This window comes from Chryseobacterium panacisoli (genome assembly GCF_008274625.1).
In the GTDB taxonomy this organism is placed as follows: domain Bacteria; phylum Bacteroidota; class Bacteroidia; order Flavobacteriales; family Weeksellaceae; genus Chryseobacterium; species Chryseobacterium panacisoli.
Map to the genome: position 1 here is coordinate 780,966 of NZ_VTRU01000001.1, position 24,404 is coordinate 805,369.

The 24,404-nt window shown below is 36.9% G+C and carries 27 protein-coding genes; 10 read left to right on the forward strand and 17 right to left on the reverse strand.

Features of this window, described 5'->3' with window-relative positions:
* Positions 1-5 precede the first annotated feature (5 nt).
* The 5 genes from FW781_RS03705 to tpx form a co-directional block, all read right to left on the reverse strand.
* Positions 6-410 (reverse strand): glyoxalase superfamily protein, encoded by a 405-nt coding sequence (locus FW781_RS03705; protein ID WP_149386176.1) that lies wholly within the window; start codon positions 408-410, stop codon positions 6-8.
* A 9-nt stretch (positions 411-419) separates the two neighbouring features.
* The gene (locus FW781_RS03710) at positions 420-767 is read right to left on the reverse strand and encodes a VOC family protein (protein ID WP_149386177.1); all 348 of its coding nucleotides are present in this window, start codon (positions 765-767) and stop codon (positions 420-422) included.
* An 86-nt stretch (positions 768-853) separates the two neighbouring features.
* Positions 854-1,543: an alpha/beta hydrolase gene (locus FW781_RS03715; protein ID WP_149386178.1), complete on the reverse strand. Its 690-nt coding sequence runs from the start codon at positions 1,541-1,543 to the stop codon at positions 854-856.
* Positions 1,544-1,610: 67 nt separating this feature from the next.
* The gene (locus FW781_RS03720) at positions 1,611-2,186 is read right to left on the reverse strand and encodes a Crp/Fnr family transcriptional regulator (RefSeq protein WP_149386179.1); all 576 of its coding nucleotides are present in this window, start codon (positions 2,184-2,186) and stop codon (positions 1,611-1,613) included.
* A gap of 82 nt (positions 2,187-2,268) precedes the next feature.
* A complete protein-coding gene (gene tpx / locus FW781_RS03725) occupies positions 2,269-2,769 on the reverse strand; it encodes a thiol peroxidase (protein WP_077416481.1) in 501 nt (166 codons plus the stop codon).
* A 357-nt stretch (positions 2,770-3,126) separates the two neighbouring features.
* Between tpx and FW781_RS03730 the strand changes: the two genes are divergently transcribed.
* Complete coding sequence (locus FW781_RS03730) at positions 3,127-5,346, forward strand: NADP-dependent isocitrate dehydrogenase (RefSeq protein WP_149386180.1); 2,220 nt, start codon at positions 3,127-3,129, stop codon at positions 5,344-5,346.
* 228 nt (positions 5,347-5,574) lie between these two features.
* Here the strand turns inward: FW781_RS03730 and FW781_RS03735 are convergent, their stop codons facing one another.
* On the reverse strand, positions 5,575-5,910 hold the full coding sequence (locus FW781_RS03735; protein ID WP_149386181.1) for a winged helix-turn-helix transcriptional regulator: 336 nt from the start codon (positions 5,908-5,910) through the stop codon (positions 5,575-5,577).
* Between the two features lie 100 nt (positions 5,911-6,010).
* On the opposite strand from FW781_RS03735, the gene FW781_RS03740 reads away from it, so the two are divergent.
* From FW781_RS03740 to FW781_RS03770, 7 genes are all read left to right on the forward strand, one after another.
* A complete protein-coding gene (locus tag FW781_RS03740) occupies positions 6,011-6,757 on the forward strand; it encodes an SDR family oxidoreductase (RefSeq protein ID WP_172625655.1) in 747 nt (248 codons plus the stop codon).
* 171 nt (positions 6,758-6,928) lie between these two features.
* Positions 6,929-7,909: a heme-binding domain-containing protein gene (locus FW781_RS03745; RefSeq protein WP_149386182.1), complete on the forward strand. Its 981-nt coding sequence runs from the start codon at positions 6,929-6,931 to the stop codon at positions 7,907-7,909.
* The gene (locus FW781_RS03750; protein ID WP_149386183.1) at positions 7,906-8,349 is read left to right on the forward strand and encodes a hypothetical protein; all 444 of its coding nucleotides are present in this window, start codon (positions 7,906-7,908) and stop codon (positions 8,347-8,349) included. The genes FW781_RS03745 and FW781_RS03750 overlap by 4 nt, the downstream gene beginning before the upstream one ends.
* 75 nt (positions 8,350-8,424) lie before the next feature.
* Positions 8,425-9,438 carry a sensor histidine kinase gene (locus FW781_RS03755; RefSeq protein WP_149386184.1) on the forward strand — a complete coding sequence of 338 codons (1,014 nt, stop codon included), beginning with the start codon at positions 8,425-8,427 and terminating at the stop codon, positions 9,436-9,438.
* Entirely contained in the window at positions 9,419-10,183 is a 765-nt protein-coding gene (locus FW781_RS03760; protein WP_149386185.1) for a LytR/AlgR family response regulator transcription factor, read from the forward strand. Before FW781_RS03755 ends, FW781_RS03760 begins: the two co-directional genes overlap by 20 nt.
* Before the next feature lie 308 nt (positions 10,184-10,491).
* Entirely contained in the window at positions 10,492-11,265 is a 774-nt protein-coding gene (locus FW781_RS03765) for a DUF1223 domain-containing protein (RefSeq protein ID WP_149386186.1), read from the forward strand.
* A 45-nt stretch (positions 11,266-11,310) separates the two neighbouring features.
* Complete coding sequence (locus tag FW781_RS03770; protein WP_149386187.1) at positions 11,311-11,703, forward strand: DoxX family protein; 393 nt, start codon at positions 11,311-11,313, stop codon at positions 11,701-11,703.
* Between the two features lie 291 nt (positions 11,704-11,994).
* Here FW781_RS03770 and FW781_RS03775 read toward each other — a convergent pair whose 3' ends face one another.
* The 4 genes from FW781_RS03775 to FW781_RS03790 form a co-directional block, all read right to left on the reverse strand.
* Positions 11,995-12,987 (reverse strand): MBL fold metallo-hydrolase, encoded by a 993-nt coding sequence (locus tag FW781_RS03775; protein WP_149386188.1) that lies wholly within the window; start codon positions 12,985-12,987, stop codon positions 11,995-11,997.
* 89 nt (positions 12,988-13,076) lie between these two features.
* Positions 13,077-14,078, reverse strand: a complete 1,002-nt coding sequence (locus FW781_RS03780; RefSeq protein ID WP_149386189.1) for an aldo/keto reductase — start codon at positions 14,076-14,078, stop codon at positions 13,077-13,079.
* Between the two features lie 84 nt (positions 14,079-14,162).
* On the reverse strand, positions 14,163-15,068 hold the full coding sequence (locus tag FW781_RS03785) for a helix-turn-helix domain-containing protein (RefSeq protein WP_149386190.1): 906 nt from the start codon (positions 15,066-15,068) through the stop codon (positions 14,163-14,165).
* A gap of 113 nt (positions 15,069-15,181) precedes the next feature.
* Entirely contained in the window at positions 15,182-15,640 is a 459-nt protein-coding gene (locus tag FW781_RS03790; protein WP_149386191.1) for a hypothetical protein, read from the reverse strand.
* A 510-nt stretch (positions 15,641-16,150) separates the two neighbouring features.
* Between FW781_RS03790 and FW781_RS03795 the strand changes: the two genes are divergently transcribed.
* A complete protein-coding gene (locus tag FW781_RS03795; protein ID WP_149386192.1) occupies positions 16,151-16,438 on the forward strand; it encodes a GNAT family N-acetyltransferase in 288 nt (95 codons plus the stop codon).
* Here the strand turns inward: FW781_RS03795 and FW781_RS03800 are convergent, their stop codons facing one another.
* Complete coding sequence (locus FW781_RS03800; protein ID WP_149386193.1) at positions 16,439-17,536, reverse strand: MBL fold metallo-hydrolase; 1,098 nt, start codon at positions 17,534-17,536, stop codon at positions 16,439-16,441.
* Positions 17,537-17,852: 316 nt separating this feature from the next.
* Here FW781_RS03800 and FW781_RS03805 point away from each other — a divergent pair, with 316 nt between their 5' ends.
* Entirely contained in the window at positions 17,853-19,247 is a 1,395-nt protein-coding gene (locus FW781_RS03805; RefSeq protein ID WP_228720131.1) for a S41 family peptidase, read from the forward strand.
* 42 nt (positions 19,248-19,289) lie between these two features.
* Here FW781_RS03805 and FW781_RS03810 read toward each other — a convergent pair whose 3' ends face one another.
* The 6 genes from FW781_RS03810 to FW781_RS03835 all read right to left on the reverse strand — a co-directional run bounded on the left by FW781_RS03810 (position 19,290) and on the right by FW781_RS03835 (position 24,216).
* The gene (locus FW781_RS03810) at positions 19,290-19,880 is read right to left on the reverse strand and encodes a hypothetical protein (RefSeq protein ID WP_149386195.1); all 591 of its coding nucleotides are present in this window, start codon (positions 19,878-19,880) and stop codon (positions 19,290-19,292) included.
* 13 nt (positions 19,881-19,893) lie between these two features.
* Positions 19,894-20,403 carry an RNA polymerase sigma factor gene (locus FW781_RS03815; protein WP_149386196.1) on the reverse strand — a complete coding sequence of 170 codons (510 nt, stop codon included), beginning with the start codon at positions 20,401-20,403 and terminating at the stop codon, positions 19,894-19,896.
* Positions 20,404-20,682: 279 nt separating this feature from the next.
* Positions 20,683-21,042 (reverse strand): DUF7716 domain-containing protein, encoded by a 360-nt coding sequence (locus FW781_RS03820; RefSeq protein WP_149386197.1) that lies wholly within the window; start codon positions 21,040-21,042, stop codon positions 20,683-20,685.
* A gap of 61 nt (positions 21,043-21,103) precedes the next feature.
* Positions 21,104-21,919, reverse strand: coding sequence for a hypothetical protein (locus FW781_RS03825; protein WP_149386198.1), 816 nt, complete (start codon positions 21,917-21,919; stop codon positions 21,104-21,106).
* Between the two features lie 11 nt (positions 21,920-21,930).
* Positions 21,931-22,440, reverse strand: coding sequence for an RNA polymerase sigma factor (locus tag FW781_RS03830; RefSeq protein WP_047385529.1), 510 nt, complete (start codon positions 22,438-22,440; stop codon positions 21,931-21,933).
* A 147-nt stretch (positions 22,441-22,587) separates the two neighbouring features.
* Positions 22,588-24,216 (reverse strand): NADP-dependent glyceraldehyde-3-phosphate dehydrogenase, encoded by a 1,629-nt coding sequence (locus FW781_RS03835; protein ID WP_149386199.1) that lies wholly within the window; start codon positions 24,214-24,216, stop codon positions 22,588-22,590.
* Between the last annotated feature and the right edge of the window lie 188 nt (positions 24,217-24,404).

Below are 24,404 nucleotides of genomic sequence, written 5' to 3' on the forward strand. Positions count from 1 at the left end.
CTTTATTAATCGTGAGAATACAGTTTCAGATCTTTATGTTTTGCTTCATCATATTCTTCTTCAAAAGTAATTTTATTTCCGAAAGGATCAATTACAGTAAACGATATGGATCCGTAAAACGTTTTTTCAAGTCCGGGACGGTTATATTTGTATTTTTTATCAATAAGTTCTTTATGATATTCCGGAACGCCTTCACCCCAGACCGCAACCCTTGTTCCGGGCGTTCCGTCTCCGTGGTGTTCGCTTAAATGGAAAATGATATTTTCTCTTTTCACTTCCATATAAACGGGAGTATTTTCATCAAAATAATGTTCCCATACGATCTCAAATCCCAGCCATTCTACATAAAATTCTTTTGTTTTCTGATAATCGAAGATTCTTAATATAGGAATAATACGTTCTGCTTTCATTGTGTATTTTTATTGGTGAGACAGTATATTGATCAGTTTCTGAAATGGATCTTTAACGAAAAATCTCCGAACTCCCCATTCTTCATTGGTTAATTCATAAGTGATTTCAAAACCAGCATTTTTCATTTTATCATAAATTTCATCTACATTATCCACTTCAATGGAAAGATCGGGAACTTCTGTACCGTTTCCTCCCTGTTCCGCAAAACTGATCTGAACTTTTGCTTCTTCATCATTACCAAGGGTTTTGATCCAACCATGATCCATCAAAACATCCAGTTCCAGAATGTCCTGATAGAACTGATTGGCTTTGGAAAGATCATCCGTTTTGATATTGGCTACAATTCTTTTTACCATTTTACAGTAATTTTTTCATTAAAAAAGCCTTGTGAAATTACATAAAATTTCACAAGACTTAATAAATTATTGTATTGTATCTTCTATTAAATGGAAGCGGCTGCTTCTAAAATCAACTGTGTAACTTCTTCAGGATGGGATGCCAATGAAGCATGTCCTGCATCCAGAGAAATTATCTTTTTAGGTTCAAGACGTTCTGCCATTTCTTTTTCAGTTTCTGCAGGAATCATACGGTCCTGCAATGATATCTGATACCAACTTGGGCGTGTCTTCCATGCCGGCTCACCCGCTACATCACCAAAACACTGACCATGAATAGGTTTCTGTGACAATGACATTACCAGTGCCTTTTCATCATCTAAATCCTGACAGAAGGCAGATTTAAATTCATCATATTTAATCCATAAAAAGCCTTTGTTATCAGGATAAATACTTGCTCCACCCGGCGATTCTCTTCTTCCTAACAGAGATCCCAAACTATCTCCGGCATCAGGTGCAAAAGCAGCAATATAAACCAGTCCGGCTACTTTATCATGGTGCCCGGCTCCTGAAATAACAGCACCTCCATAAGAATGTCCTACTAAAAGCACTTTCCCTTCCTGGGCATCAATAAGGTCTTTTGTTTTATTAATATCGTCCTGCAGTGAGGTTAATGGGTTCTGAACACTTCTTACTTTATATCCTGCTTTTGTCAATGAAGGAATAATGTATTGCCAGTGCGATCCGTCTCCCCATGCTCCGTGTACCAAAATAATGGTTAAATCTTTTTGTTCCATAATGATTGTGTTAAAATTTGATGATGATAAAGCTACGGTTTAAAACATCCGTGGACGTTAACTTAAGTTAATTAACAATACGGCTTCTTATACGGCTGAGTGACTGTTCTGTTACGCCAAGGTAGCTGGCAATATGTTTCTGGGCTATTTTTTGAAAGAGTGCAGGCTGCTTTTTTACAAGATTAAGGTATCTGTTTTCAGGGGAAAAGCACAACAGATCATCAATCCGTTTCTTGGCATCCAGATAAATCTTTTCACTCATCATTCTCCCGAACTGCTGCCAATAAGCTTCTCTTTTATATAAATTCTGCAGATGATCTTTACTCAGAAGTAATATTTCACAGTTTTCAAGCGCCTGGATGTTCATATTGGACACCGTATCGCAAAGTATGCTTTCGTAATCAGTAAAAAATTCATTTTCAAAATAGAATCCAAAGTTGATTTCACGTCCCTGATCATTGATGTAGAAAGATCTGATAGTCCCCTTTTTGATAAAGCCAAGATATTTGCATTTCTCCCCCTGTTTGAGAAAAAAATCAGATTTTAAGAGCTTTGTATCATGAAGTAAAGTGTAGAATTCTTCAAAATGATCTGAATCTACCTGGAAAAGTTCTCCGTATTTCTTATAATTATCTGACATCATTTGGTGTGATTTGATTAGGTTTTATTTTCAAAAAAAGCCTTGCAAAATGATTCACAAGGCTTTTCTACAAAAATTATTTCTATTATTTCAATGCTGCAAGAGCGGCATCATAATTAGGTTCGTCAGCAATTTCCGGAACCTGCTCAGTATATACTACTTTATTGTTTTCGTCTGTAACGATCACGGCACGGCTCAATAACCCTTTCAAAGGAGAATCTGCGATTGTTACTTCATAATCGTCTCCAAAGCTGCTTCTGAAATCTGAAAGCGTTTCTACATTATTCAATCCTTCAGCGGCACAGAATCTTCCTAAAGCAAACGGTAGGTCTTTTGAAACATTGATGATTACTGTATTGTCAAGTTTTGAAGCCTCTTCATTGAATTTTCTGGAAGAAGCAGCACAAGTAGGGGTATCAATACTTGGGAAGATATTGAATACTTTTTTCTTTCCTGCAAAAGTTTCAAGTGTTTTCACCGCTAATCCTGAATCTACCAATGCAAAATCTTTTACTGTGGTTCCTACAGATGGTAATGCTCCTATTGTGTGTACTTCGTTTCCTTTTAAAGTGATTGTCGTGGACATAATTTTATTTTTTTAGTTTTTCAAATTTAATGAAAAAAGAAAATTTCTGCTGACTTATTATGGTTAAATTAATCTTAAAGTGAAAATAAAACTTTTTCACCTGCTCATCAGTTTTCAAACAAAATTGCTTACATGCCAGTGGCTCTAAAAAAATAAGCTTTAGACTTCTAAAGTTCAACACCTGAAATTATACAATTCTTTTTAGAATTAATAACAAGACATCCGGAAGCAATACAATTACACAGATATAAAATTAAAGATATAAAAGCCACTTTTTTTATGGAAATATCTCAAATAAAACAATGATATTTACTAAATTTGTGGGACTTAAAATTTCAAATAAAAAATAACAGTATAATGTCAGAAAAATCAAAAATCTATTACACACTTACTGATGAAGCTCCAATGCTGGCTACTCACTCGTTTTTACCTATTGTAAAAGCTTTCACAAAATCAGCAGATATCGAAATCTCGGTTCCGGATATTTCTTTATCAGGAAGAATTCTTGCAAACTTCCCTGAGTTTTTAAAAGACGACCAGAAAATAGGTGATGCTTTGGCTGAACTAGGCCAACTGGCAACTCAACCTGACGCTAATATCATTAAGCTACCTAACATTTCTGCTTCTGTACCTCAATTGGATGCAGCTATTGCTGAGCTACAAGGTAAAGGTTTCGCCGTTCCCAACTATCCTGCAGAACCTAAAAATGATGAAGAAAAAGCCATCAAAGCTAAATATGCTAAAGTATTAGGAAGTGCTGTAAATCCTGTATTAAGAGAAGGAAACTCTGACAGACGTGCTCCAAAAGCTGTTAAAAACTATGCAAAAGCAAACCCTCACAGAATGGGTGACTGGGCATCTGACAGCAAAACTGACGTAGCTCACATGAACAATGGTGACTTCTACGGTACAGAAACTTCTACAACATTAGAAAATGCTACACAATACAGAATCGTATTCAAAGGAAATGACGGTTCTGAGTCTGTATTAAAAGACTTCGCAGGTCTTCAGGCTGGTGAAGTGATTGATTCTTCTGTAATGAACTTAAATGCGTTAAAAGCATTCGTTCAGGAAGCAATCGAGGAAGCTAAGCAAAGAAATGTACTTCTTTCTGCTCACCTGAAAGCTACGATGATGAAAATCTCTGATCCTATCATTTTTGGGGCTATCGTTGAGACTTTCTTCAAAGAAGTATTTACTAAATACGCTGAAACTTTCAAGTCTTTAGATATCAATCCAAATAACGGTCTTGCTGATCTTTTTGATAAAATCAAAGGAAATGCTCAGGAGGCTGACATCAAAGCTGACATTGAAAAAGCTCTTGCTGCAGGACCTAGAGTGGCAATGGTAAATTCTGACAAAGGAATTACGAATTTCCATGTACCTTCTGATATCATCGTTGATGCATCTATGGCTGCTCTTGTAAGAGGCGGAGGTAAAATGTGGAACAAAGAAGGAAACGAAGAAGATACAGTTTGTATTATTCCGGACCGTTCTTACGCTGGTTTCTATCAGTCTGTAATTGACGATATGAAAGCACACGGAAAATTAGACCCTACAACAATGGGATCTGTTCCAAACGTAGGTTTGATGGCTCAGAAAGCTGAAGAATATGGTTCTCACGATAAAACTTTCCAATTAGCAGCTGACGGAACTGTAGAAGTTCAGGATGAGGCTGGAAACGTTCTTCTTTCTCAAAAAGTAGAAAAAGATGATATCTTCAGAATGTGTCAGACAAAAGATGCACCTATCCAGGACTGGGTAAAATTAGCGGTAAACAGATCAAGATTATCTGATACTCCTGCTATCTTCTGGTTAGACAAAGGAAGAGCTCACGACAGAGAAATCATCAAAAAAGTAGAAAAATATCTTGCCGATCACGATACAACAGGTCTTGACATCAGAATTCTTGATGTAAAAGATGCTATGACTGAAACGCTGAAGAGAGCAAGAGAAGGTAAAGATACAATCTCTGTTTCCGGAAACGTATTGAGAGATTATTTAACTGACCTTTTCCCAATCCTTGAGCTTGGTACTTCTGCAAAAATGCTTTCTATCGTTCCATTGATGAACGGTGGTGGTTTATTTGAAACTGGTGCCGGAGGTTCTGCTCCAAAGCACGTTGAGCAGTTCTTAGAAGAAGGATATTTAAGATGGGATTCTCTGGGTGAATTCTTAGCACTTCAGGCTTCCTTAGAGCACTTGGCACAAACTCAGAACAATACAAAATCTCAGGTTTTAGCTGATGCATTGGATGAAGCGAATGCTAAATTCTTGGCTACAGACAAATCTCCTGCAAGAAAAGTAGGTCAGATTGACAACAGAGGTTCTCACTTCTATTTAGCAATGTACTGGGCTGAAGCGTTGGCTAACCAGACTGCTGATGCTGAATTGGCTGCTAAGTTTGCTCCTATTGCTCAGGCAATGCAGGAAAACGAAGAAGTAATCAATGCTGAATTAATTGGTGCTCAGGGTAAACCTCAAAACATTGAAGGGTACTACAAAACTGATACATATAAAACGTATGCAGCGATGAGACCTAGTACTGTTTTAAATGAAATCATTGACGGAATTTAATTTTTCGTTTTGATATAGATTAATATAAAAGCTCCTTTTTTAAGGGGCTTTTTTTGTGGGTAATAAACCGTCAAAAACTCTTTGAACTTTCGGTCCATCCGGAGTAAGGAAATAATGAATACATACTTACTCATCAAAGTCCAGCGCCTCCCTAATCCCTAATCCCTAATCCCTAATCCCTAATCCCTAATCCCTAATCCCTGTTACCTAACATCTGCCACCTCTCACCTACCTATCCTCCACAATCACTCTCCTGTGCTCTCTCCCCCAACTGATCATTTCCTGGATGATATTTCCAAAGGTTCTGCAATATTCCGTGGGTTCATATTCTATTAAAACGGGAGTTTCCGGGTAAACGGTGCGTTTTAACAGTTTGTTCAGTTCCATATCTTTCAGTTCTTTTGAAAGCATTCTGGTGGTAATTCCGGGAATACTTCTTTCGATTTCCCTGAACCGTCTGTTCCCGTTGCAAAGTGAATTGATCACCGGGATTCTCCATTTCCCACCTATAAAATAAAGGGTGTCCTGTAAGGCTCTAAGTTCTTCTGTCTGATCTCTTTCCATAGTTGCAAAGTTAAATGATATCATGAATGATACTGGTATACTCTGTGATACTGGTTACAAAAGTATACCATTTTGAAATAACTTTGTCAAAAATTTTACAATGAAAAAATTCAGTAACAAAGTGGCTCTTGTAACAGGAGGAAACAGCGGAATCGGATTCGCTGCAGCAAAAGAACTTATTTCAGAAGGAGCAACGGTCATTATCACAGGAAGACGAAAGGAAGCTGTAGAAAAAGCGGCTCAGGAACTTGGAGCAATCCCGTTCATCGCAGATCAGGCAAACCTTAATGATATTGATCTTTTAAAGGAAGAAATAGAGAAACAGTTCGGGAAAATAGATATCCTGTTTATTAACGCAGGAATTACAGGAACCCTAACTTCCATTGAAAACATGGATCTCGAAAATTTTGATCAGGTGATGAATATTAATTTCAGAGGAGCTTATTTTACGTTAAGCAAATTCATTCCTTTATTGAATGATGGCGCTTCTGTCATATTCTTATCATCTATTGTGGCTTCTACTTATAAACCCAACAGTTCAGCGTATCAGGCAAGCAAAGCCGCATTGAACTCAATTGCAAAAACAGCAGCGGCAGAATTAGCTTCAAGAAAAATCAGGGTAAATATGATAAGCCCTGGTCCTATAAAAACTGAAATAATGAGTAAGGCCGGTTTGGATGAAGAGACTTTGAAAAACATTCAAAATCATCTCATAGATCAGATTCCATTGAAGAAAATGGGAGCGGCCGAAGAAGTTGCCAAACTGGTTACCTATTTGTCAGATGATCAGATTTCAGGTTATGTCACCGGAACCGAAATTGTAATAGACGGCGGTATTACTTTATAGATAACAGATTTAATCAAATCCCGGTAACACAATTACCGGGATTTTTCTTGAGTATTTTCAGGTCCAAAAATTCCGGATTCACCTTTTAATTTGTCTAACTCGGTCTGTTTTCCGTTTCCCAGCATACGCTACCCATTTACTTTTGACCCAGAAATAAAAACAATACTCATTATGGATACCGTAAAGAAAAAAAGAAATCCCATCGCCATAGCATTTCTGGTGATATTAGCAATCTTCGGAGGGTTGCAGCTATTCAGCAAACCTTTGGAAGGAAAACCGGTTACAGGAAAGATTGAAGCGCCGAAGGAAGTGATCAGTATTCTTGAGAACTTATGTTTCAGCTGTCATTCCAACCAGCAAAACCTCAGCTGGTATGATAAACTTGCTCCTGTTTCCTGGACTGTGAACAAAGACATCAGGAGAGCCCGAGAAGTCCTGAATTTTTCAGAATGGGAAAAGCTCTCTCCTGCAGAGCATCAGGGAAATATGTACGCCATTCTCAATATGATGCAGAGCGGGAAAATGCCCCTTCACGAATACACTCTTCTGCATCCATCTGCCAAGATTACCCCAAAAGATATTGAAATCATTAAAAAATATACACTTTCATTATCTTCAGTAAACCTTGCAGCACAACATAAAAATGAACCTCATCCAGCTTCCAGTCCACCTTTTGCAGCTCCTGCAAAATTTCCGGTTTCTCCCAATGGAGTTCAGTACACTCCTGATTTCAAAAACTGGAAAGTCATCAGTATGAGTACTCTTTTTGACAAGTCTATCCGCGTGATCTATGGAAATGATATTGCTGTAAAAGCTGTGGAAACAGAAAACTTTCACCCATGGCCAGACGGAAGTATTGTTGTAAAATCTGTATGGAAACAGGAAGAACTTCCCAACGGAGAAATCAGACCTGGAAAATTTATCAATGCTCAGTTCATGGTAAAAGATACTCATCAATATAAAGATACTGAAGGCTGGGGATTTGCAAAATTCTCCGGAGATGATCTTCATCCCACTGGAAAAACCGCATCTTTCGCCAAAGAATCATGCATCGCCTGCCACAGACAGCTCGCAGAAAAAACAGGCTATCTTTTTGATGTTCCGATGAAAGTAAATACCCAAAGATTAATCCAAAATTTACAGAAAAAATGAAAAATACCATCCTGATTTTACTGGTAAGTCTTGTTGCTCTTACCGCTTGCAGCAAAGAAAACAATGATAAAGATAATGGACTTTCAAGGGTTGTTTTTGACCCTGGCCATCTTAAATTCATTTCCAATTCTCTGAACCCTAAGAAAGAAACGATGTCCGCTTTATACGGCAATGAAAGGGCTTTGGAATCTTTATCGAAAGAAAGCCAGACACCCGAAGCCGGTGCTGTAATGAAGCTGGTTACCTGGCGGTATCATGACAATCCTCAATATATTGGCGGTACCATCACGGGTGAATTGGTAAGCATCGAAACGGTTCAGGCCGATCGGTCGGGAAATATTTCTTATGATGTTAAAAATGATCTTCCGGAAATCAGTTCTCATAATAAAGAAGAAAGAGTAAAGTACTTCATGAGCTACCGTCCTGTTAACAGACCATAATAGATGCCCCTTACTATTTATCATAATATTTTCAATAAAAAGCATTAATTTAACCTTTTCAAATCAGCAGATTTCATGCAACAGCAAAAAATAAAGATCTCACCTGCCATTATCTGGATAAGCTCTGTTTTCCTGGGTGTTTTATCATCGGTACCTCAGTTGGCCTCTCACCAATTCGACTGGAAGGAAGCAATAGTGAATTCAGCGATAACTGCGGCGTTCTCTGTCATCATGTGGTACCTCAATATTTATATGCTGAACCGTACAGCAAAGCGCAGACAGCATATCTCCTATTCAAGATTGATGATCGTATTGGCTTTCGGTATGGTGATTATGTTTGGACTTGCCTGGATTCAGCAGCTTATTTTATCTCATATCAATTTCGGTCCGGTAATGCTGATGGTTGAAGTAAGAGGAATTTTAATCAACCTGGTATGCTATATGTTTCTGACACTGCTTCAGAATAACTATACAGGCCAGCAGATACAGCTCGAGCTGGAGAAGGTAAAAAGTGATAATTTAGGGGCTCAGTACGAATTACTGAAACAACAGATCAACCCGCATTTTCTCTTCAACAGTCTGAACACATTAAAATTGATGGCAGAAACGCATGATGAAGAAACGGTTGATTTCATTGTAAAACTTTCTGATTTTTACCGATTTACACTCGAAAGCAGAAAACTGGACCTCATCAGTGTTCAGGAAGAAATGAAAATAGTGGACGCTTATCTTTTTCTTCAGAAAGCCCGTTTTGGCGAAGGAATTAAGTTTACCAACGAGCTCGGAAAAGAAACGGACCAAACCCTTATTCCTCCTTTTACGCTTCAGCTTTTGGTGGAAAACTGCATCAAGCACAATATTGTTTCACAAAGTAAGCCTTTACATGTTAAAATGTATACTGCTGACGATAACATTGTGATTGAAAATCCAATACAGCGAAAAAAAAATCCCGAAGACTCATTGGGAGTTGGGTTAGACAATATCAAAATGCGTTACAAACATTTGCTTGAAAAAGATATTATCATTAATTCAGACGAAAAAAACTTTCAGATAAAACTACCATTAATTCATGAATATCATCATTATTGAAGACGAATTCAGGGCTGCAAAATCCCTTCAGAATTTAATTTCAGATTTAAAACCAGACTCAAAGATACTGGGTGTTTATGACAGTATCGAAACAAGTATTGAAGGCTTGAAAGAGGTGAAACCTGATCTCATTTTTATGGATATCCAGCTTTCGGACGGACTTTCATTTGAGATTTTCAAATCCGTAGACATCACATGCCCGGTGGTTTTCTGTACCGCTTTTGACCAGTATATGCTGGATGCCTTTAAAAGCAAAGGAGTGGATTATGTTTTAAAACCATTTTCCAAAGAAGACATTGCTGAAGCGCTGAGAAAAGTTGATGAACTGAAAAAATTCTTTCAGAAGAATGATCTTCCTGACCTGGAGTTGTTGATACAAAAAATCAACCAGCCTGCTTCTGCCGGGAAGAGTAATTTTCTGGTTTTTAAAAATCAAAAATATACAACAATTCCTACGGAAGACATTGCCTATTTTTATATCCATAATGAAATAACTCACCTGGTAACCTTCGGCAAAGAGCAGTTTTCCCTTAGTCAGCCTTTGGGACAAGTCGCAGAACAGGTCTCTGATAAGCAATTCTTCAGAGTCAACAGACAATATCTTGTTAATTTTAAAGCCATTAAGGAGATGGAACATTATTTCCAGCGTAAAATACTGGTTAAACTTACTGTTGAAACACATGAAAAACTACTTATTAATAAAGAGAAAACCCATAGTTTTTTTACCTGGCTGGAGGACAGATAAAAAAGGATGGAAGCTGAAGGTTTGAGGATGGAAGTAGTTGAAGTCATTATAATCTATAGAAGTTTTTTAAATACATTATAACCCTGATTGTCATGATCAGGGTTCTTTTATTTGATTTTTGATCACTTTATGAAAAAACACTATTCCTATTAAAGACCTTGAGTACTTCCACCTTCTAGCTTCCCTCTTCCTTTCCTCAAAACATCCCCCTCACAATTTCCGGATTCACCTTTTGATTTGTCCGGTTCAGCCATTTTTGTATTCTTCTGCCTTTCCAGAGTATCTACTTTTGAATCAAATTAAAAGACATGATACTAAAAAACTTAATCACAGTAAGCGCTTTCACTGCATTATTATTTGCTACTTCAGCATTTATTTATAAGGATAAATCAGAAAAGACAGCACAGCATCCAACCACAGAAAACGGTTTTGCTGTTCTGGAACTCTTCACTTCAGAAGGCTGCTCCAGCTGCCCTCCGGCAGATGAACTAATGGGGAAAATCGGGAAGGAATATAAAGATGAGCCCGTTTATCTGCTCTCCTACCATGTGGATTACTGGAATCGTCTTGGATGGAAAGACCGATTCAGCACCGCTGAGAGCTCCCAGCGACAACAGCAATACAGCCGTATATTAAATTCGCAGGTTTATACACCTCAACTGGTTGTCAATGGAAAAACGGAATTTGTAGGATCTGATGAAAACAATATCAAAAATGCAATACGGGAAGCTTTATTTTCTTCTAAAAAAACAAATGTAAAACTAACGGCAAGTACTTCTCAAAAGACCATCAATGTAGAATATAAAACATCTTCCATTGATTCTAAGAATATGCTTCTCATTAATCTGGTTGAAAAACATTCTTCTACCCAGGTAGGAAAAGGTGAAAATGAAGGTCGTCATCTGCATCACTGGCAGATTGTTCACAAGCAAAATCAAATTTCGCTCAATAAACAGCCGGAAGGAACAACAACATTTCAGCTTCCGGATGGTTTTTCTCCTGAAAACTGGGAAATCATAGCTTTTATTCAAAACCAAAAAACGGGAGAGATATCAGGATCAGCAAAAACAGCTTTCAAATAACTTTTACACAACACAGTAATAATAACAACTAAAAATAATACTACAATGAAAACAAAAACAACAAAAATCATCTATTGGGCAGGCGCTATTTTTATGTCATTATGGTTCGGAGCCAGCGGTTTCTTTGAACTTACAAAAAATCCTGTTGTTTGGGATATTACCCAACAGCTTGGCTATCCTTCTCATTTTATTTATATACTGGGAGTTTTTAAAATTTCAGGCGTTCTTGTTCTTCTCCTTCCCAACAGATTACTGAGGTTGAAAGAATGGGTATTTGCAGGAATGTTTTTCGATATTATTTTTGCTTTTTTCTCTAAAATTGCGGTGCTGGGTTTTCCAGCAACAATAGACGCAATAGTCGCTTTCTCTGTGCTTACGATGACTTACCTGATGTTCAGAAAGCTGTATTCACCGGAGCTGGTATTTGGGGAGGCATAAGTATAATAAAACTCTAGCTTTTCTTATCTTGAAACAGATCCTCCCGTTGCCCGGGAGGATCTGTCGTATAAACTGATGATTAATATGTTTTGGCTAAAGCCGAATGAGTACATATTTATTGAAAAAGCGGACTAAAGTCCGCTGCTATTGATTGAATTATCTTTTATAATTAACCACCCCGTCAAAAAATCTTTGAATTTATGACACCCCTTCAGAGGATGGGAATGCCAAGCACCTGATTGCTATTGATTAAGATGACTTGTTTTATTTATCGCCCCTATTACCTGCCACCTAATTCATAAAACTTTCGGGGAACCATTCAAACGCACCGGACTGTGTTTTTGTAAAGCCTAAACCCGGCCAGGGTAAATGATAGGCAAATGCTCTGGTTTTAGTATCTGCCAGTTGTTTCAGAAGCTCTTTCCTTGAAGCTGTTGCAATATCCAGATCGGTATCTCCAAAGTAGCCCCACTCGGGATGTGGAAAAAGGATTACATCGGAATGAATCAAATCTGCAATGTAAATCAGCTTTTCATTGCCCGAAGAAAGTGTTGTTACTGTTAACCCCGGAGTATGACCCGGAGCCAGCTGAAAACTGAAATAGTCATAGAGCGGGTCATTAAGATCATAAAACTTAAGTTTCGGCTGAATGGTTTTCAGAATATTCTGAATAGCGGGAATAATCTGATTAAGAAATTCAGGCTGCTTTTTCAACTCACTATTATTAAAATCTTTAATAGTGGCTTTCATCCAAAAGTCATGTTCAATTTCTGAAATAAAAATAGTGGCGTTCGGAAAAACGAGGTTCTGTTTTTTGTCCACCACACCGCCAATATGGTCAGGATGTGCATGAGAGATAAAAACATCTGTAATATCTTTTGGTGAAAACCCTGCTTTTTGGAGGCTTTTTAATAAGAACCCAGTTCTTTCATCAGCAAAAATACCCATCCCAGTATCTAAGAGGATAAGTTTATCCTTCGTTTTAATCAGCAGAATATTCATGGCCATATCAATATAATTTTCCGGTCTGAAATTATTTTTAAGGATTGATTTCAATTCAGCAACAGTTCCTCTGGGAGCAAATGCATTGAGATTTTCTTCATGAATATATCCGTCTGTAAGAACAAACAGTTCCAGTTCTCCAAGTTTCAGTTTTTTAAATCCGGAAAGATCATCTCCTGTTTTTTCAGGTGTTTTTGGAGTTTCTGCCAGTACACTGGAAAAAGGGATCATACTTAATGTTCCTGCCAGTAAACCATTCTTTAATAGTTCTCTTCTGTTCATAATTTTTTTTTCATTATTTATACATTCTCATTGAGAATAATAACAAAAAACTGAGCTCCCATCATAAGCAGGAACTCAGTTTTTAGTCTTTAGTTGTTCACCAGTTTCATTGAACCTTCAGTGTATCGCTCCCCTACATTCGGGTATTTTTTCAGAATGGTATCAATGGTATCCAGATCTGACTGGGAAAGGTCTATATTGACGGCTGCAATATTTTCTTCCAGGTATTTAATTCGTTTGGTACCCGGAATAGGGATGATGTCGTCTCCCTGATTCAATACCCAGGCCAGGGCAAGCTGAGTTCCTTTTACTCCTTTGGAAGCTGCAAAATCATTAATCTCGTTGGCTAATTTGGTATTATTTTCAAGATACTCCTGCTGATAGCGTGGTAGTGATTTTCTGAAGTCATCATCACCCAGGTTCTGTACATCATAGATATTGGTAAATAGACCTCTCGCCAGCGGTGAATAAGGTACTAAAGAAATTCCCAGTTCTCTGATCGTTGGTAAAATTTCTTTTTCAACATCTTTCGTAAGGATAGAATATTCTGACTGTAAAGCTGCAATCGGGTGAATTTTATTAGCTTTTCTAATGGACTCAGCTGAAGCCTCAGATAATCCGATATATTTCACTTTTCCTGCTTTCACCAGCTCTGCCATTGCTCCTACTGTTTCCTCTACCGGAACATTAGGATCCACTCTGTGAGCGTAATACAAATCAATAGTGTCTATTTTTAATCTCTGAAGACTTAAATCGACTGCCTTTCTGATCCATTCCGGAGAACCGTCAAAATAAGTTCCCGGAGCTCCGCTGTGGCTTGCTTTACCATCTTTAAACCTGAATCCGAATTTGGTTGCAATAAAAATCTTATCCCTGTTCGGAACCAAAACTTTAGAGATCAGTTTTTCGTTTTCTCCATTGGCGTACATATCTGCTGTATCCCAAAAGTTAATGCCTAGGTCCAAAGCCCTGTGTAAGGTATTGATACTTTCCTGTTCGTCTGTAGGACCATAAGCAAAGCTCATTCCCATACAGCCTAGCCCAATTGCTGATAACTGTTCGTCTGTGTTTCCTAATTTTTTAAATTTCATGATAGGTATGATTTAATTATATGACAAAATTAGAACATGAAAAGGCCAATTCCGATATAGAATTCAAACTAAGAATTATAAAATTCAAACAATATCCATTCTTAGGGCATTAGGAGTAATTCCTGTTTGTTTTTTAAAGTAATTGGTAAAATAAGCAGGTTCTTCAAATCCCAATCCGTAGGCGATTTCAGCTATATTCCAGTCTGTATGCTTCAGTAAAGCATTGGCTTCCTGAATTATCCTTCCGGTAATCTGCTGGCTGGTTGTTTTCCCTGTGATCTCCTTTACGGAACGGTTTAAAGAATTCACATGTATGGAAAGACTCTGGGCATAGTCGTTGGGTGTTTTTAATTTTAAAAAGGCTTCAGGACTGTCAATCGGAAATTGTCTTTCCAGAAGTTCCATAAATAAGGAAGCAACCCGCTGTGAGGCATTCTGATAAGGTTCAAAACTTTCTGCAGGCTGCATTCTCATGGTTTCATGAATCATCAGATGAAGATAAGCTCTCAGCATATCATATTTGTGAATATAATCCGACTGAATCTCTGTCATCATTTTGGTATAAATATCAGAAAGTATTCTCTGCTGTTCTTCATCCACAAAGAAAACAGGAGTTCCTCCAATTTTGAAAAGCGGAGAATCCTGGAGGTTTCCCATGCGGCTTCCGTTATGCAAAAACTGATCGGTAAACAGACAAAACCAGCCTTTCTGGTCTTCATCATCCGCCTCCCAGGAATAAGGAATAATAGGGTTTGAAAACAATAAAGCAGGCCGGTCTACTTTAATCCACTTATCTGCATAATGGAGTTTTCCTTTCCCTATGATCAGTGAAATTTTATAATAATCTCTTCTGCTATAGGGAGTCAACGGAGAACAGTATTCCCGTGAAAAGACATTGAAGTGTCCCATTCTGCTGACCCCGATGCACTGTGATGCCAGATTGGGAGCATTTCTTTCATAAAAACCTTTGAGTGATTCGTGTGATTCCATGAATCAAAATTATAAAATTCAAACAAATTAATCAATAAAAAAAATTATTTAAAAAATAAAATGGCTGACAAAGATGCCAGCCATTCAAAAGTGAATATATAGTTGATAATAATTTAATCCCAATCATCATCATGACCATGACCGTGATGTTTAGATTGTTTTTTATAGTATTTTTCCTGGTTTTTATAATATTTCTCCTGTTGTTTACGATATTTCTTATAATCATTCTTATTTCTTCCGTAAACAATCACAGGATTTTGACCTCGGTAATATTTTTTCTTGAAAATAATATATTTTTCTCTGCCCAAAATTCTTTCCAACTCTGAATAACGGTCGTTTCTCCATCTTCCCGGCTCTACCACATATACCCTGTTCCATGTATCGTAATCACGATATCGGTCATTGAGTACATAAATCTGGTTTGCCTGTGTTTTGGACAGCAACAGATCTGCAACAACTCTTTGCCAGTTAACATCCGAAATACTCCTTCTGTAATCGTTGTAATAATCTGACTGGGCATAAGTCAAACTGAACACCCCAACCAAAAATGCTGTTAATAATAACTTTTTCATTTCATTCCCCTTTTAAATTAAACATGATGGCATAGTCAATTAAAGTGCCAAATCTTAATTGCAAATACTAATATTTGTTAAGAAAAATCATAAACAACTGATTATCTTTGAAATATTTCATACATTTTCATGAAATTATTACATGGTAATCATTCTGAAGCTATAATCAGAATGCAGTTCATTTTATTAAACAGGGTTTCACAATCAAATAATAATCAGCGAATTATAATCAATTTTAGGGTTTTAAAGAGTAAGTTTTGTAAGTTTTGGCTAAAGCCAATGGATATATTTTAAAGTCTGGCTGGACTAAAGTCCAGCGCTATTGAATTTTAACGATAAGATCTTTTATCTTTTATCTTTTATCTTTTATCTTTTCATCATTATGTTATAAATTTCGTTAAGATTCCTGAAAACTATTATTTCATATTATTTAATTTCGTAATTTTAGTGGAGAGAATGTTTCTCGGAAAGTTCTCCAAATTATTTTTATCAACCAAATCTTACATTATCATGGAAAATATAAAGTTTCAGGTAACTCCATATCAGGATGAATTACAGCTACTTATTGATGGAAAAAAGGCAGGTTATATGTCCATAGAGGTTGATGGAAGACTGCTTATTGTGTATTATACGAAACTTGATGAAGAACGTGAGGGAAAAGGATACGCCAAATTACTACTGGATGAACTGGTACGCTACGCAGAGGAAAAAGATTTGCTTGTAGACCCTGAATGTGATTTTGTACGGCAGCAGTTTGAAAACCATCCTGTAAGGTATAAAGACATCTGGCATGCCTGATCAATCTTCCCACCAGGCTGTAAATTTCTGTTCTTGCTGATTCAGATCTACTACCTCCCCAATCATCGGCGTGAGGATATTCAATCCTTTTTCTTTTCCAAGAGCAGTTATCTTTTGTAAAGGTTCATTCCATGGGTGAAGAGCCAATGCAAATTTTGCTGCATGAACAGGAATGATACGCTCGGCTTTGAGATCAATACCGGCCTGAATAACATCTTCCGGCAGTGTATGGATATATCTCCATGCTTCTCCATATTGTCCGTTCTCAAGAATAGCATAGTCGAAAGGACCATGTTGCTCACCAATCGTTTTAAAATGGCTATCATAACCACTGTCTCCACCTAAGAAAATTTTCTTGGTTGGCGTTATCAAAACATAGGAACTCCACAGCGTATCATTCTGCCTGATTCTTCTGCCTGAAAAGTGTCTGGCAGGGGTAAAGACAATTTTTATATCATTCTTCAGATTCACTTCAGCTCCCCATTCTTCTTCAATAAACGAATCTTCAGTATATCCCCATCTCTCTAAATGTGCTCCCACTCCCAAAGGTAAAATAGCCATTTCCGTTCTGTCTTTGATAGATTTTACAGTCGGGTAATCCAGATGGTCGAAATGATCGTGGGTTATTACCAGATAATCAATATTGGGAATATCTTCAGGTTTAAAGATATCTGATCCTTTGAATGCCTTGTTAAAATATTTAAAAGGTGAGCCATATGAACTCAATACAGGATCAATCAGGAAGGAAATACCATCGGTCTGCAGATAATAGGATGAATGTCCCAGCCAGATAAACACATCGGTATTTTTATCTATATTTTTTAAATCAGTATGAAGAGATGGAATTTCTTTCAACGGCTTCAACAGCGGATCTTTTTTCCCTAAAAAGAAATCGTAAGTCACTTTCGACATTTTGTAGCCTTCCGTGATAGATGGTGTATAACTGATATTCTGAAACTGTCTTTTTTTATAGAGTTTTGACTGCTTGATCCGTTTCAGCCTCTTTCCTTTTGGCATGCCGCCAAATGCCTTCATATTGATCACTATAAAAAAGGTAACTGTAAGAACAGCTACTGTCGTAATAATCCAATAAACCATCTGTAGAAAATAAATATCAAATGTATTGACTTTTGCTTTTAAATGAAAATTTATTTCATTTTAGTGCATTTTTTAACTAAATTTATCATGTATTTTAGAAAATTTATTATTCATTTAAGTCATGATTAATTTTAAACTTTCTATTTTAGCACCTTAAAAAAACTCAGATATATTGAAAAATTATTCGGTAATATTTCTTCTCGCAATACTTTCGTCTTGTGCCTCTATAAGAAAACACAACGAACAGCGGGCCTCATGTATTCCACCGGAGCAACTCAAAGAGGATGTGGACTTTGCTTATTCAAAATTACAGCAAATGCATCCTCAATTATACTGGTATATTCCCAAGAAGGAATTGGATCATAAATTTGACAGTCTTAAACAGACTCTCACTGAATCTCTTACCCCTCTTCAGTTTTATTTTAAGCTTCAGCCTGTCATTGCGGGAATCCGTGAAGGGCATCTTTCATTGAGAATTCCCAGAAAAAAATTCACCAAAAGGGAGTTTAAAAAACTGGAACATCAGAAAGGAATGTTCAGCCGTTTCGAGTATTATATATCAGGCGATCAGATGTATATTATTCAAAACAAAGATTCTGTTGAGCATATACAACCGGGGACTGAAATTTTATCAATTAACAATGTTCCTGTTTCGGATTATATAAAGAAGTACAGAAGCCTGATCAGCAGTGACGGTGATAATACGACTTTCCATCCCTATTTTTTAAAAGATCTTTTCTTTAATTTTTATACTGCAGAGAACGGATTGGGGAGTAAAGCGACTCTTGAAACGCTTTATCAGGGAGAAAAACGAACGTATACTTTAAACAGAGAAATAAAATCTGACTTCGATCTTGAGAAAGATAAGGAAATGAAGAAAAAGACGCTTGAAAAGAAACTGAACGATTATGTAGTGTCAAGTAATTCTTACAACAGAAGTTTTAAATTCCTGGACAAAGACAGCTCTATCGCTTATATAAAGGTACAAAGTTTCTCCAGAGATTATTCTGATGAATTTTATAAAAAAACCTTTGCCAGGATCAATGAGGCCAAAGCGCCCTACCTCATCATAGATGTCCGAAATAACTACGGAGGCTCTCTCTATGAGATCAATAACCTGTATTCCTATTTAGCAGATGCTCCTTTTACCCTGATCAAACCTTCCCAGGTAACGTCAAGGGATACCCCACTGCGTACCAATTATTTCAGAAAAAGCAATCCCTTAGAATACGCTCTTAAAAGTATTGCCTATCCAAGTTATTTCTTTGCACAGGCTTTCAGCACCTACAAAAAAGACGGAAAGGTTTTCTATAAAATGAAAGCTGATAAACCCACAAAGCCCAATAAACAGGCTTTCCACGGAAAGGTTTTTGTATTGATCAACGGAGGAAGCTTCTCAGCATCTTCTATTATTACCGCCAAGCTTAAGAATGATAAAAGGGCAACTCTTGTAGGTGAAGAAACCGGCGGGGCCAATGACGGCACAGTTGCAGGTTTCTATTCTTACCAGAAACTTCCTAATTCTGAAATCAGATTCCCTATCGGATTACTTTTGGTACAGCCTAATATTAAATTTTCAGACTCACGGAAAGGCGTTATTCCTGATGTAGTAGTGACTGAAAGCATGCAGGATATCATCGACAAAAAAGACCCACAGCTGGATTGGATAAAAAATGAGATTGCTAAGGAAAAAGACAATAAAGGACAATAATTTATAAAGGTTCGGCGGGTTTTCAGCCCGCCGAACTCTTTTCTATCTTTTCAACTCTTCCAGAAGATTTTCAATATGCTGCATATATCTTCCGTAATACCGGTGAAACCAGAATTTTCCGGCCAGATAAAGCAAAAACAATCCTCCAATCACAGAACCTATTAAGATTACTGCAATTTTCAGTTCACTCAAAGGTTTGGGCCACGGGATAAATTCCAGAACAATAAGGATCTCACATACCAGAAACGGTGCAAAACTGATGTAGTATGAAAGATAATATTGTTTATTCAGATTCAGCTGCATCACCAGATCTTTCAGAGAATCGTAGGTTTTAGGTGCAGGATTACTGATGTCATTATACAGTTTAAAGAACTTACTGAAAAAGAAAACGGTAACAATAAGCATGGAAGCAATTAAAACCGTTATATACAATTGTAGTTTAAAAGGCCTGCAGACTGAGCAAACCAAAAAAGCGAAAACAAAAATCCCTATTACCCACCAGAATTCCACACGCATATTTTTACGTATTTTTTCAAGGGGGAGATTCAGTTTATTTCTTTGTTCAATACTTATTTCTGGAGTTTCCTCCATAATATCTTCATTCCAGGTATTTTTCAATTCATCGATATTCATTGGATTACTGATTTTAATGTTTGTTGGTTTTTATTTGGCTTAAGATATCTTTAAGTTTGTTTTTTGCGCGGTTCATTTTCACTCTTACATTTCCTTCAGAAATTCCCATCTGCTCTGCAATCTGTTTTCCTGAAAAATCTTCCAGATAGTAGAATATAAAGGCTTTATCAATAGGATTGAGTTGATGAATAGCCTTATACATTTCAGCCAGGCGCTCTTCTTTGCGGTAATCATAGTCTTCCTGTACAATGATATGATTGGAAAAATCTTCATGGGCAATAAAGCTTCTTCTTTTTTCTGATTTAAGGAAAATAATGGCCGTATTCAAAGCGATTCTGTACAGCCATGTTGAAAATTCGCTTTCACCTCTGAAACCAGGAAATGCTTTCCAGAGCTGATAGGTAATCTCCTGAAAAAGATCATCCCGATCGTCCTTTTCAGTCATGTACATCTTAGAAATCTTAAATAGGATTCCTTTATGCTGTTCAATTTGACTTATAAACTCTTGTTCTAATGAGGTCATGATTTGTTACTCTATAGAGTTAGTTTTCATTTAAAAAAATTGTTACAGTATTTTTACAAAAGAAATAAAAAAACCAGACAGAAAGATGCTGCCAGGCTCTCATTGTGCGTCCTTATAAGTTTATTATTTTTTTTGAATAGTACCTGAAATAATTCTTGTTGAATTTTAATCATCCTTAAAGGGATCTTCCTTATTAACCTAAACAGCTGGTAAAAAGCAGTTAAAATGTGTATAAAAAAAGAACCTGATATGGGAAATATAAGGTTCATCGTTCAGTCTTTATTTAAAATCTAAGAAGTCGTCTTTTTCAAGATAATGGTTCAGGGCATCAATAAGCTGAGATGAAGTGACACCAGCATATTGCCGAAAAGCAAGATCCACAACATCCTGAATATTCTCATCAGAACACATATAGTTCAGTTTATTTTGAAAAACAAAATCGGGTAAGATTTCATTATCATTCTCACCAATGTCCAAAGGGTCACCAATAAAGATTTTCATTTGCTGTTCAAATTCATCTTTTGAAGAGTACACTGCATAATTATAATCCGGATCAAAAGATGTCTTCCGGTCCTGTTTATTCTTTACAAGCTCAAGAAATTCCTCTATAGGAAACACTTGATTTTTAATCTCATCCATATTACATTTTTTTACCTCGACGTCCTAAAGATAGGAAATTTAAAGAAAGGCAGAGCAACTTCTAATTCAACTGATCTAAAGCTTTTTGCAGCGTTCCTATATCAAGAAAATGAAATTTGGCACCCACTATGATAATAAGAAGAAGTACTGCTGTCAAAAATAAAATGATAAAAATATACATTGAAACAAACCATATAACGGTATTCAGAATATTTCCTTTGATACCCATTTTATTCATGAAAAATTTCTGTGAACGTTCAAACCACGTTTTTTTCTTTTCAGGTCCGGGACTTACCTCAATCTCATTAAGCTCATCTACCAAGCGTACTACATCATCAATATACCTTCCGTACATATAATAGATCCAGTATTTTATGATAAAAGCAATCAGGAGCAGAGTGATCAGAAGGCTGATCCCGAAGATAGCCAGATTATATTCCATCTCAAAATGGAAATTAATCCTGATCAGAGAAAGAAGAAACCCAAGAGGGATATAGGAGACATAATAGGCTATATAAATTTCTTTCGATATGAGAAGCTGGGTTTTAAGATTGAACAAATCATAATTTGTATTGATGCTATTCTTTTGAAGCAGCTTATACAGTTTCAGAAAGCGGGAATAAAAATAGACGATAATAACAAGGGTCAGAATTGTGACAAATGCAGATATGATTTTAATATTAGAATCAGCAGAAGCAAACGGGAAATTGGTTAACAGTAAAGGCAGCGTTACAATCATCAGCCAGAACTCTGTTTCCATATTCACTTTGAGCATCTGTAACGGGGAATGTATTTCCTTCTGTTTTTCAAGAGAAATTTCAGGAGATTCCTGTCCTGTATCTTTATTCCAAAGTTCTTTAAAGTTTTCTAACTCCATCGTTTTATCTTTTAATGAGAACCTGCTCCTTGTTTGGTAATAATCTCTTTCAGCTTCTCTTTTGCCCTTTTCAGCTTTACTCTTGTATTGACTTCAGTAATTCCTAGCTGAACGGCAATTTCTTTTCCCGAAAAACCCTCCAAAAAGAAAAATATAAGCGCTTTATCAATAGGGCTCAGCTGATGAATAGCTTCATACATCCGCTTCATATTCACATCATCCGTATCATTATAAGGTTCCTGCCGGGCACTCAGCCCATCTACATTCTGATTCTGTATAAAACTACGTTTTTTTTCACTTCGCAGGAAAACAATTGCTGTGTTGAGCGCAGTTCTGTACAGCCATGTGGAGAAGTCACTCCTCTTTTGAAAATCACCGTATGATTTCCAGGCCTGGTAGATGATCTCCTGATAGAGGTCATTCTGATCGTCCTTATTATCCATATACATTTTAGAGATCTTGAAAACAACACCTTTGTGCTTTTCAATTTTCTCTAAAAATTCTTTTTCCGGTGAAGACATGATTTACACACTGATCCTTAGATAATATTTCTAAAAAATATCATCTTATTATAACACAAAACTCTAATTTTCGGCATTAAGTTAAAAAAATCCTCAACAAATAAAGAAATTTATTGAGGATTTTTATTTATGTTAAATACAATAGGATCAGAAAATATAATCTGTGCTCAAAAAATTGGAATCATGTTCTCTGACAATAATATTGAGTAATTCTTTATTGGAGTCTGTAAGTTTTGCCGCTACCAGAGACCGGATTGAGAATGAACGGAGCGCATCAAAAACAGAAAGTGTTCCTTCCGCACTGTCTTTTCTTCCGGTAAACGGAAAGACATCCGGACCTCTTTGTGCCTGGCAGTTGATATTGACACGGCTTACAAGGTTCACGAATGGATCAATCAGCCTTGCTACTTCCTGTGGATCTTCACTGAAAATACTTACCTGCATCCCGTGCGAAGCATTCACCTGATACTCTATAGGTTCTTCTATGTCTTCAAACGGAACAACAGGAATCACCGGACCAAACTGTTCCTCATGATATAGTTTCATCTCACTGTTTACCGGATAAACTACTGCCGGAAAAACAAAAGATTCATCCGTATAACCTCCGTCTTTATTCAAAACAGCAGCTCCTTTGTTTAATGCATCATCAATACATTCTTTCAGATAAGGAGGTTTATTGACTTCCGGAAGCGGTGTTACTTTTACGTCTTTTTCCCACGGTAATCCTGGTTTCAGAGCAGAAACCGCTGCACTTAGTTTTTCTGTAAATTCTAAAGCAATCTCTTTCTGAACAAATATAAGCTTCAGTGCTGTACATCGCTGTCCGTTGAAAGAAAGTGCACCTAAAATACATTCACTCACGGCTACATCAAGATTCGCATTTTTGGTCACAATAGCTGCGTTTTTGGCATCCAGACTCAGAATAGCTCTTAAACGATTCACTTTCGGATGCAGCTTTTTCAATCCGTTAGCCACTTTACTTGATCCGATGAAGGCCAGAACATTCACTTTTCCGCTTTCCATGATTGGCGTGATAATTTCTGATCCTTTTCCGTATAAAGTATTTACAGTTCCTTTCGGGAATGCTTCTTTAAAAGCGTTTAATAAAGGATAATGAGCCAGTACGCCGTGTTTCGGAAGTTTAAACAGAATGGTGTTTCCCATGATCAAGGCAGGAATCAGTGTGGTGAAAATTTCATTCAGAGGATAATTGAATGGTCCCATACTTAAAACCACTCCAAGTGGCGCTCTTCTGATCTGTGCAATGGTACCTTCTGCCTGTTGAAAGCGGGAAGATTCTCTGTCCAGATCCTTCAGGGCATCAATGGTCTGGTTGATATAATCTACGGTACGGTCAAATTCTTTGGTAGAATCAGCAAGCGTTTTTCCAATTTCCCACATCAGTAATTTAATGATCAGATCCCTTTGCTGGATCATCAGGTACACGAATTTCTGCATACATTTAATGCGTCCTTCTACAGACATAGTCGGCCATTCCCCAAGACCATTGTCATAGGCTTTTACACAGGCTTCAAGGACATCCATGGCTTCTTTCGGGCCAATATTCGGGATACTTCCCAAAAGTTTTCTTTCTAATCCGTTTTCTGTAGGAATACATACCGGGGAATAAATTTCGGTGACATCTCCGTTCCATTCTACCAGTTCACCATTCAACAAATAAGTTCTCTGGTGGATCACCGGAACTTTATACTCTTCCGGAATTTCATTTTCACTTTTAAAAATGTGATGGAATGATGCTGTATTTTCTGAACTCATAAATCTCTGTATTTTTTATGTGATAAGATTCTCCTTCTAAGGAGGTTTTTGTAATATAAAGGTAGAAGTAAAATGTTTTGAAAAAAACAATCTGACAATAGATTTGATCTATTTGAATTAAAATTAATCTCAGCTCCTGAAAAAAGAATAATTTAGCTGAAAAATAAAATTTCATGTTTTCAAAATTA

Coding starts and splice junctions, on each gene's coding strand:
- FW781_RS03705 (WP_149386176.1), bottom strand. CDS start 410: ATGAAAGCAGAACGTATTATTCCTATATTAAGAATCTTCGATTATCAG.
- FW781_RS03710 (WP_149386177.1), bottom strand. CDS start 767: ATGGTAAAAAGAATTGTAGCCAATATCAAAACGGATGATCTTTCCAAA.
- FW781_RS03715 (WP_149386178.1), bottom strand. CDS start 1,543: ATGGAACAAAAAGATTTAACCATTATTTTGGTACACGGAGCATGGGGA.
- FW781_RS03720 (WP_149386179.1), bottom strand. CDS start 2,186: ATGATGTCAGATAATTATAAGAAATACGGAGAACTTTTCCAGGTAGAT.
- tpx (WP_077416481.1), bottom strand. CDS start 2,769: ATGTCCACGACAATCACTTTAAAAGGAAACGAAGTACACACAATAGGA.
- FW781_RS03730 (WP_149386180.1), top strand. CDS start 3,127: ATGTCAGAAAAATCAAAAATCTATTACACACTTACTGATGAAGCTCCA.
- FW781_RS03735 (WP_149386181.1), bottom strand. CDS start 5,910: ATGGAAAGAGATCAGACAGAAGAACTTAGAGCCTTACAGGACACCCTT.
- FW781_RS03740 (WP_172625655.1), top strand. CDS start 6,011: ATGAAAAAATTCAGTAACAAAGTGGCTCTTGTAACAGGAGGAAACAGC.
- FW781_RS03745 (WP_149386182.1), top strand. CDS start 6,929: ATGGATACCGTAAAGAAAAAAAGAAATCCCATCGCCATAGCATTTCTG.
- FW781_RS03750 (WP_149386183.1), top strand. CDS start 7,906: ATGAAAAATACCATCCTGATTTTACTGGTAAGTCTTGTTGCTCTTACC.
- FW781_RS03755 (WP_149386184.1), top strand. CDS start 8,425: ATGCAACAGCAAAAAATAAAGATCTCACCTGCCATTATCTGGATAAGC.
- FW781_RS03760 (WP_149386185.1), top strand. CDS start 9,419: ATGAATATCATCATTATTGAAGACGAATTCAGGGCTGCAAAATCCCTT.
- FW781_RS03765 (WP_149386186.1), top strand. CDS start 10,492: ATGATACTAAAAAACTTAATCACAGTAAGCGCTTTCACTGCATTATTA.
- FW781_RS03770 (WP_149386187.1), top strand. CDS start 11,311: ATGAAAACAAAAACAACAAAAATCATCTATTGGGCAGGCGCTATTTTT.
- FW781_RS03775 (WP_149386188.1), bottom strand. CDS start 12,987: ATGAACAGAAGAGAACTATTAAAGAATGGTTTACTGGCAGGAACATTA.
- FW781_RS03780 (WP_149386189.1), bottom strand. CDS start 14,078: ATGAAATTTAAAAAATTAGGAAACACAGACGAACAGTTATCAGCAATT.
- FW781_RS03785 (WP_149386190.1), bottom strand. CDS start 15,068: ATGGAATCACACGAATCACTCAAAGGTTTTTATGAAAGAAATGCTCCC.
- FW781_RS03790 (WP_149386191.1), bottom strand. CDS start 15,640: ATGAAAAAGTTATTATTAACAGCATTTTTGGTTGGGGTGTTCAGTTTG.
- FW781_RS03795 (WP_149386192.1), top strand. CDS start 16,151: ATGGAAAATATAAAGTTTCAGGTAACTCCATATCAGGATGAATTACAG.
- FW781_RS03800 (WP_149386193.1), bottom strand. CDS start 17,536: ATGGTTTATTGGATTATTACGACAGTAGCTGTTCTTACAGTTACCTTT.
- FW781_RS03805 (WP_228720131.1), top strand. CDS start 17,853: ATGCATCCTCAATTATACTGGTATATTCCCAAGAAGGAATTGGATCAT.
- FW781_RS03810 (WP_149386195.1), bottom strand. CDS start 19,880: ATGAATATCGATGAATTGAAAAATACCTGGAATGAAGATATTATGGAG.
- FW781_RS03815 (WP_149386196.1), bottom strand. CDS start 20,403: ATGACCTCATTAGAACAAGAGTTTATAAGTCAAATTGAACAGCATAAA.
- FW781_RS03820 (WP_149386197.1), bottom strand. CDS start 21,042: ATGGATGAGATTAAAAATCAAGTGTTTCCTATAGAGGAATTTCTTGAG.
- FW781_RS03825 (WP_149386198.1), bottom strand. CDS start 21,919: ATGGAGTTAGAAAACTTTAAAGAACTTTGGAATAAAGATACAGGACAG.
- FW781_RS03830 (WP_047385529.1), bottom strand. CDS start 22,440: ATGTCTTCACCGGAAAAAGAATTTTTAGAGAAAATTGAAAAGCACAAA.
- FW781_RS03835 (WP_149386199.1), bottom strand. CDS start 24,216: ATGAGTTCAGAAAATACAGCATCATTCCATCACATTTTTAAAAGTGAA.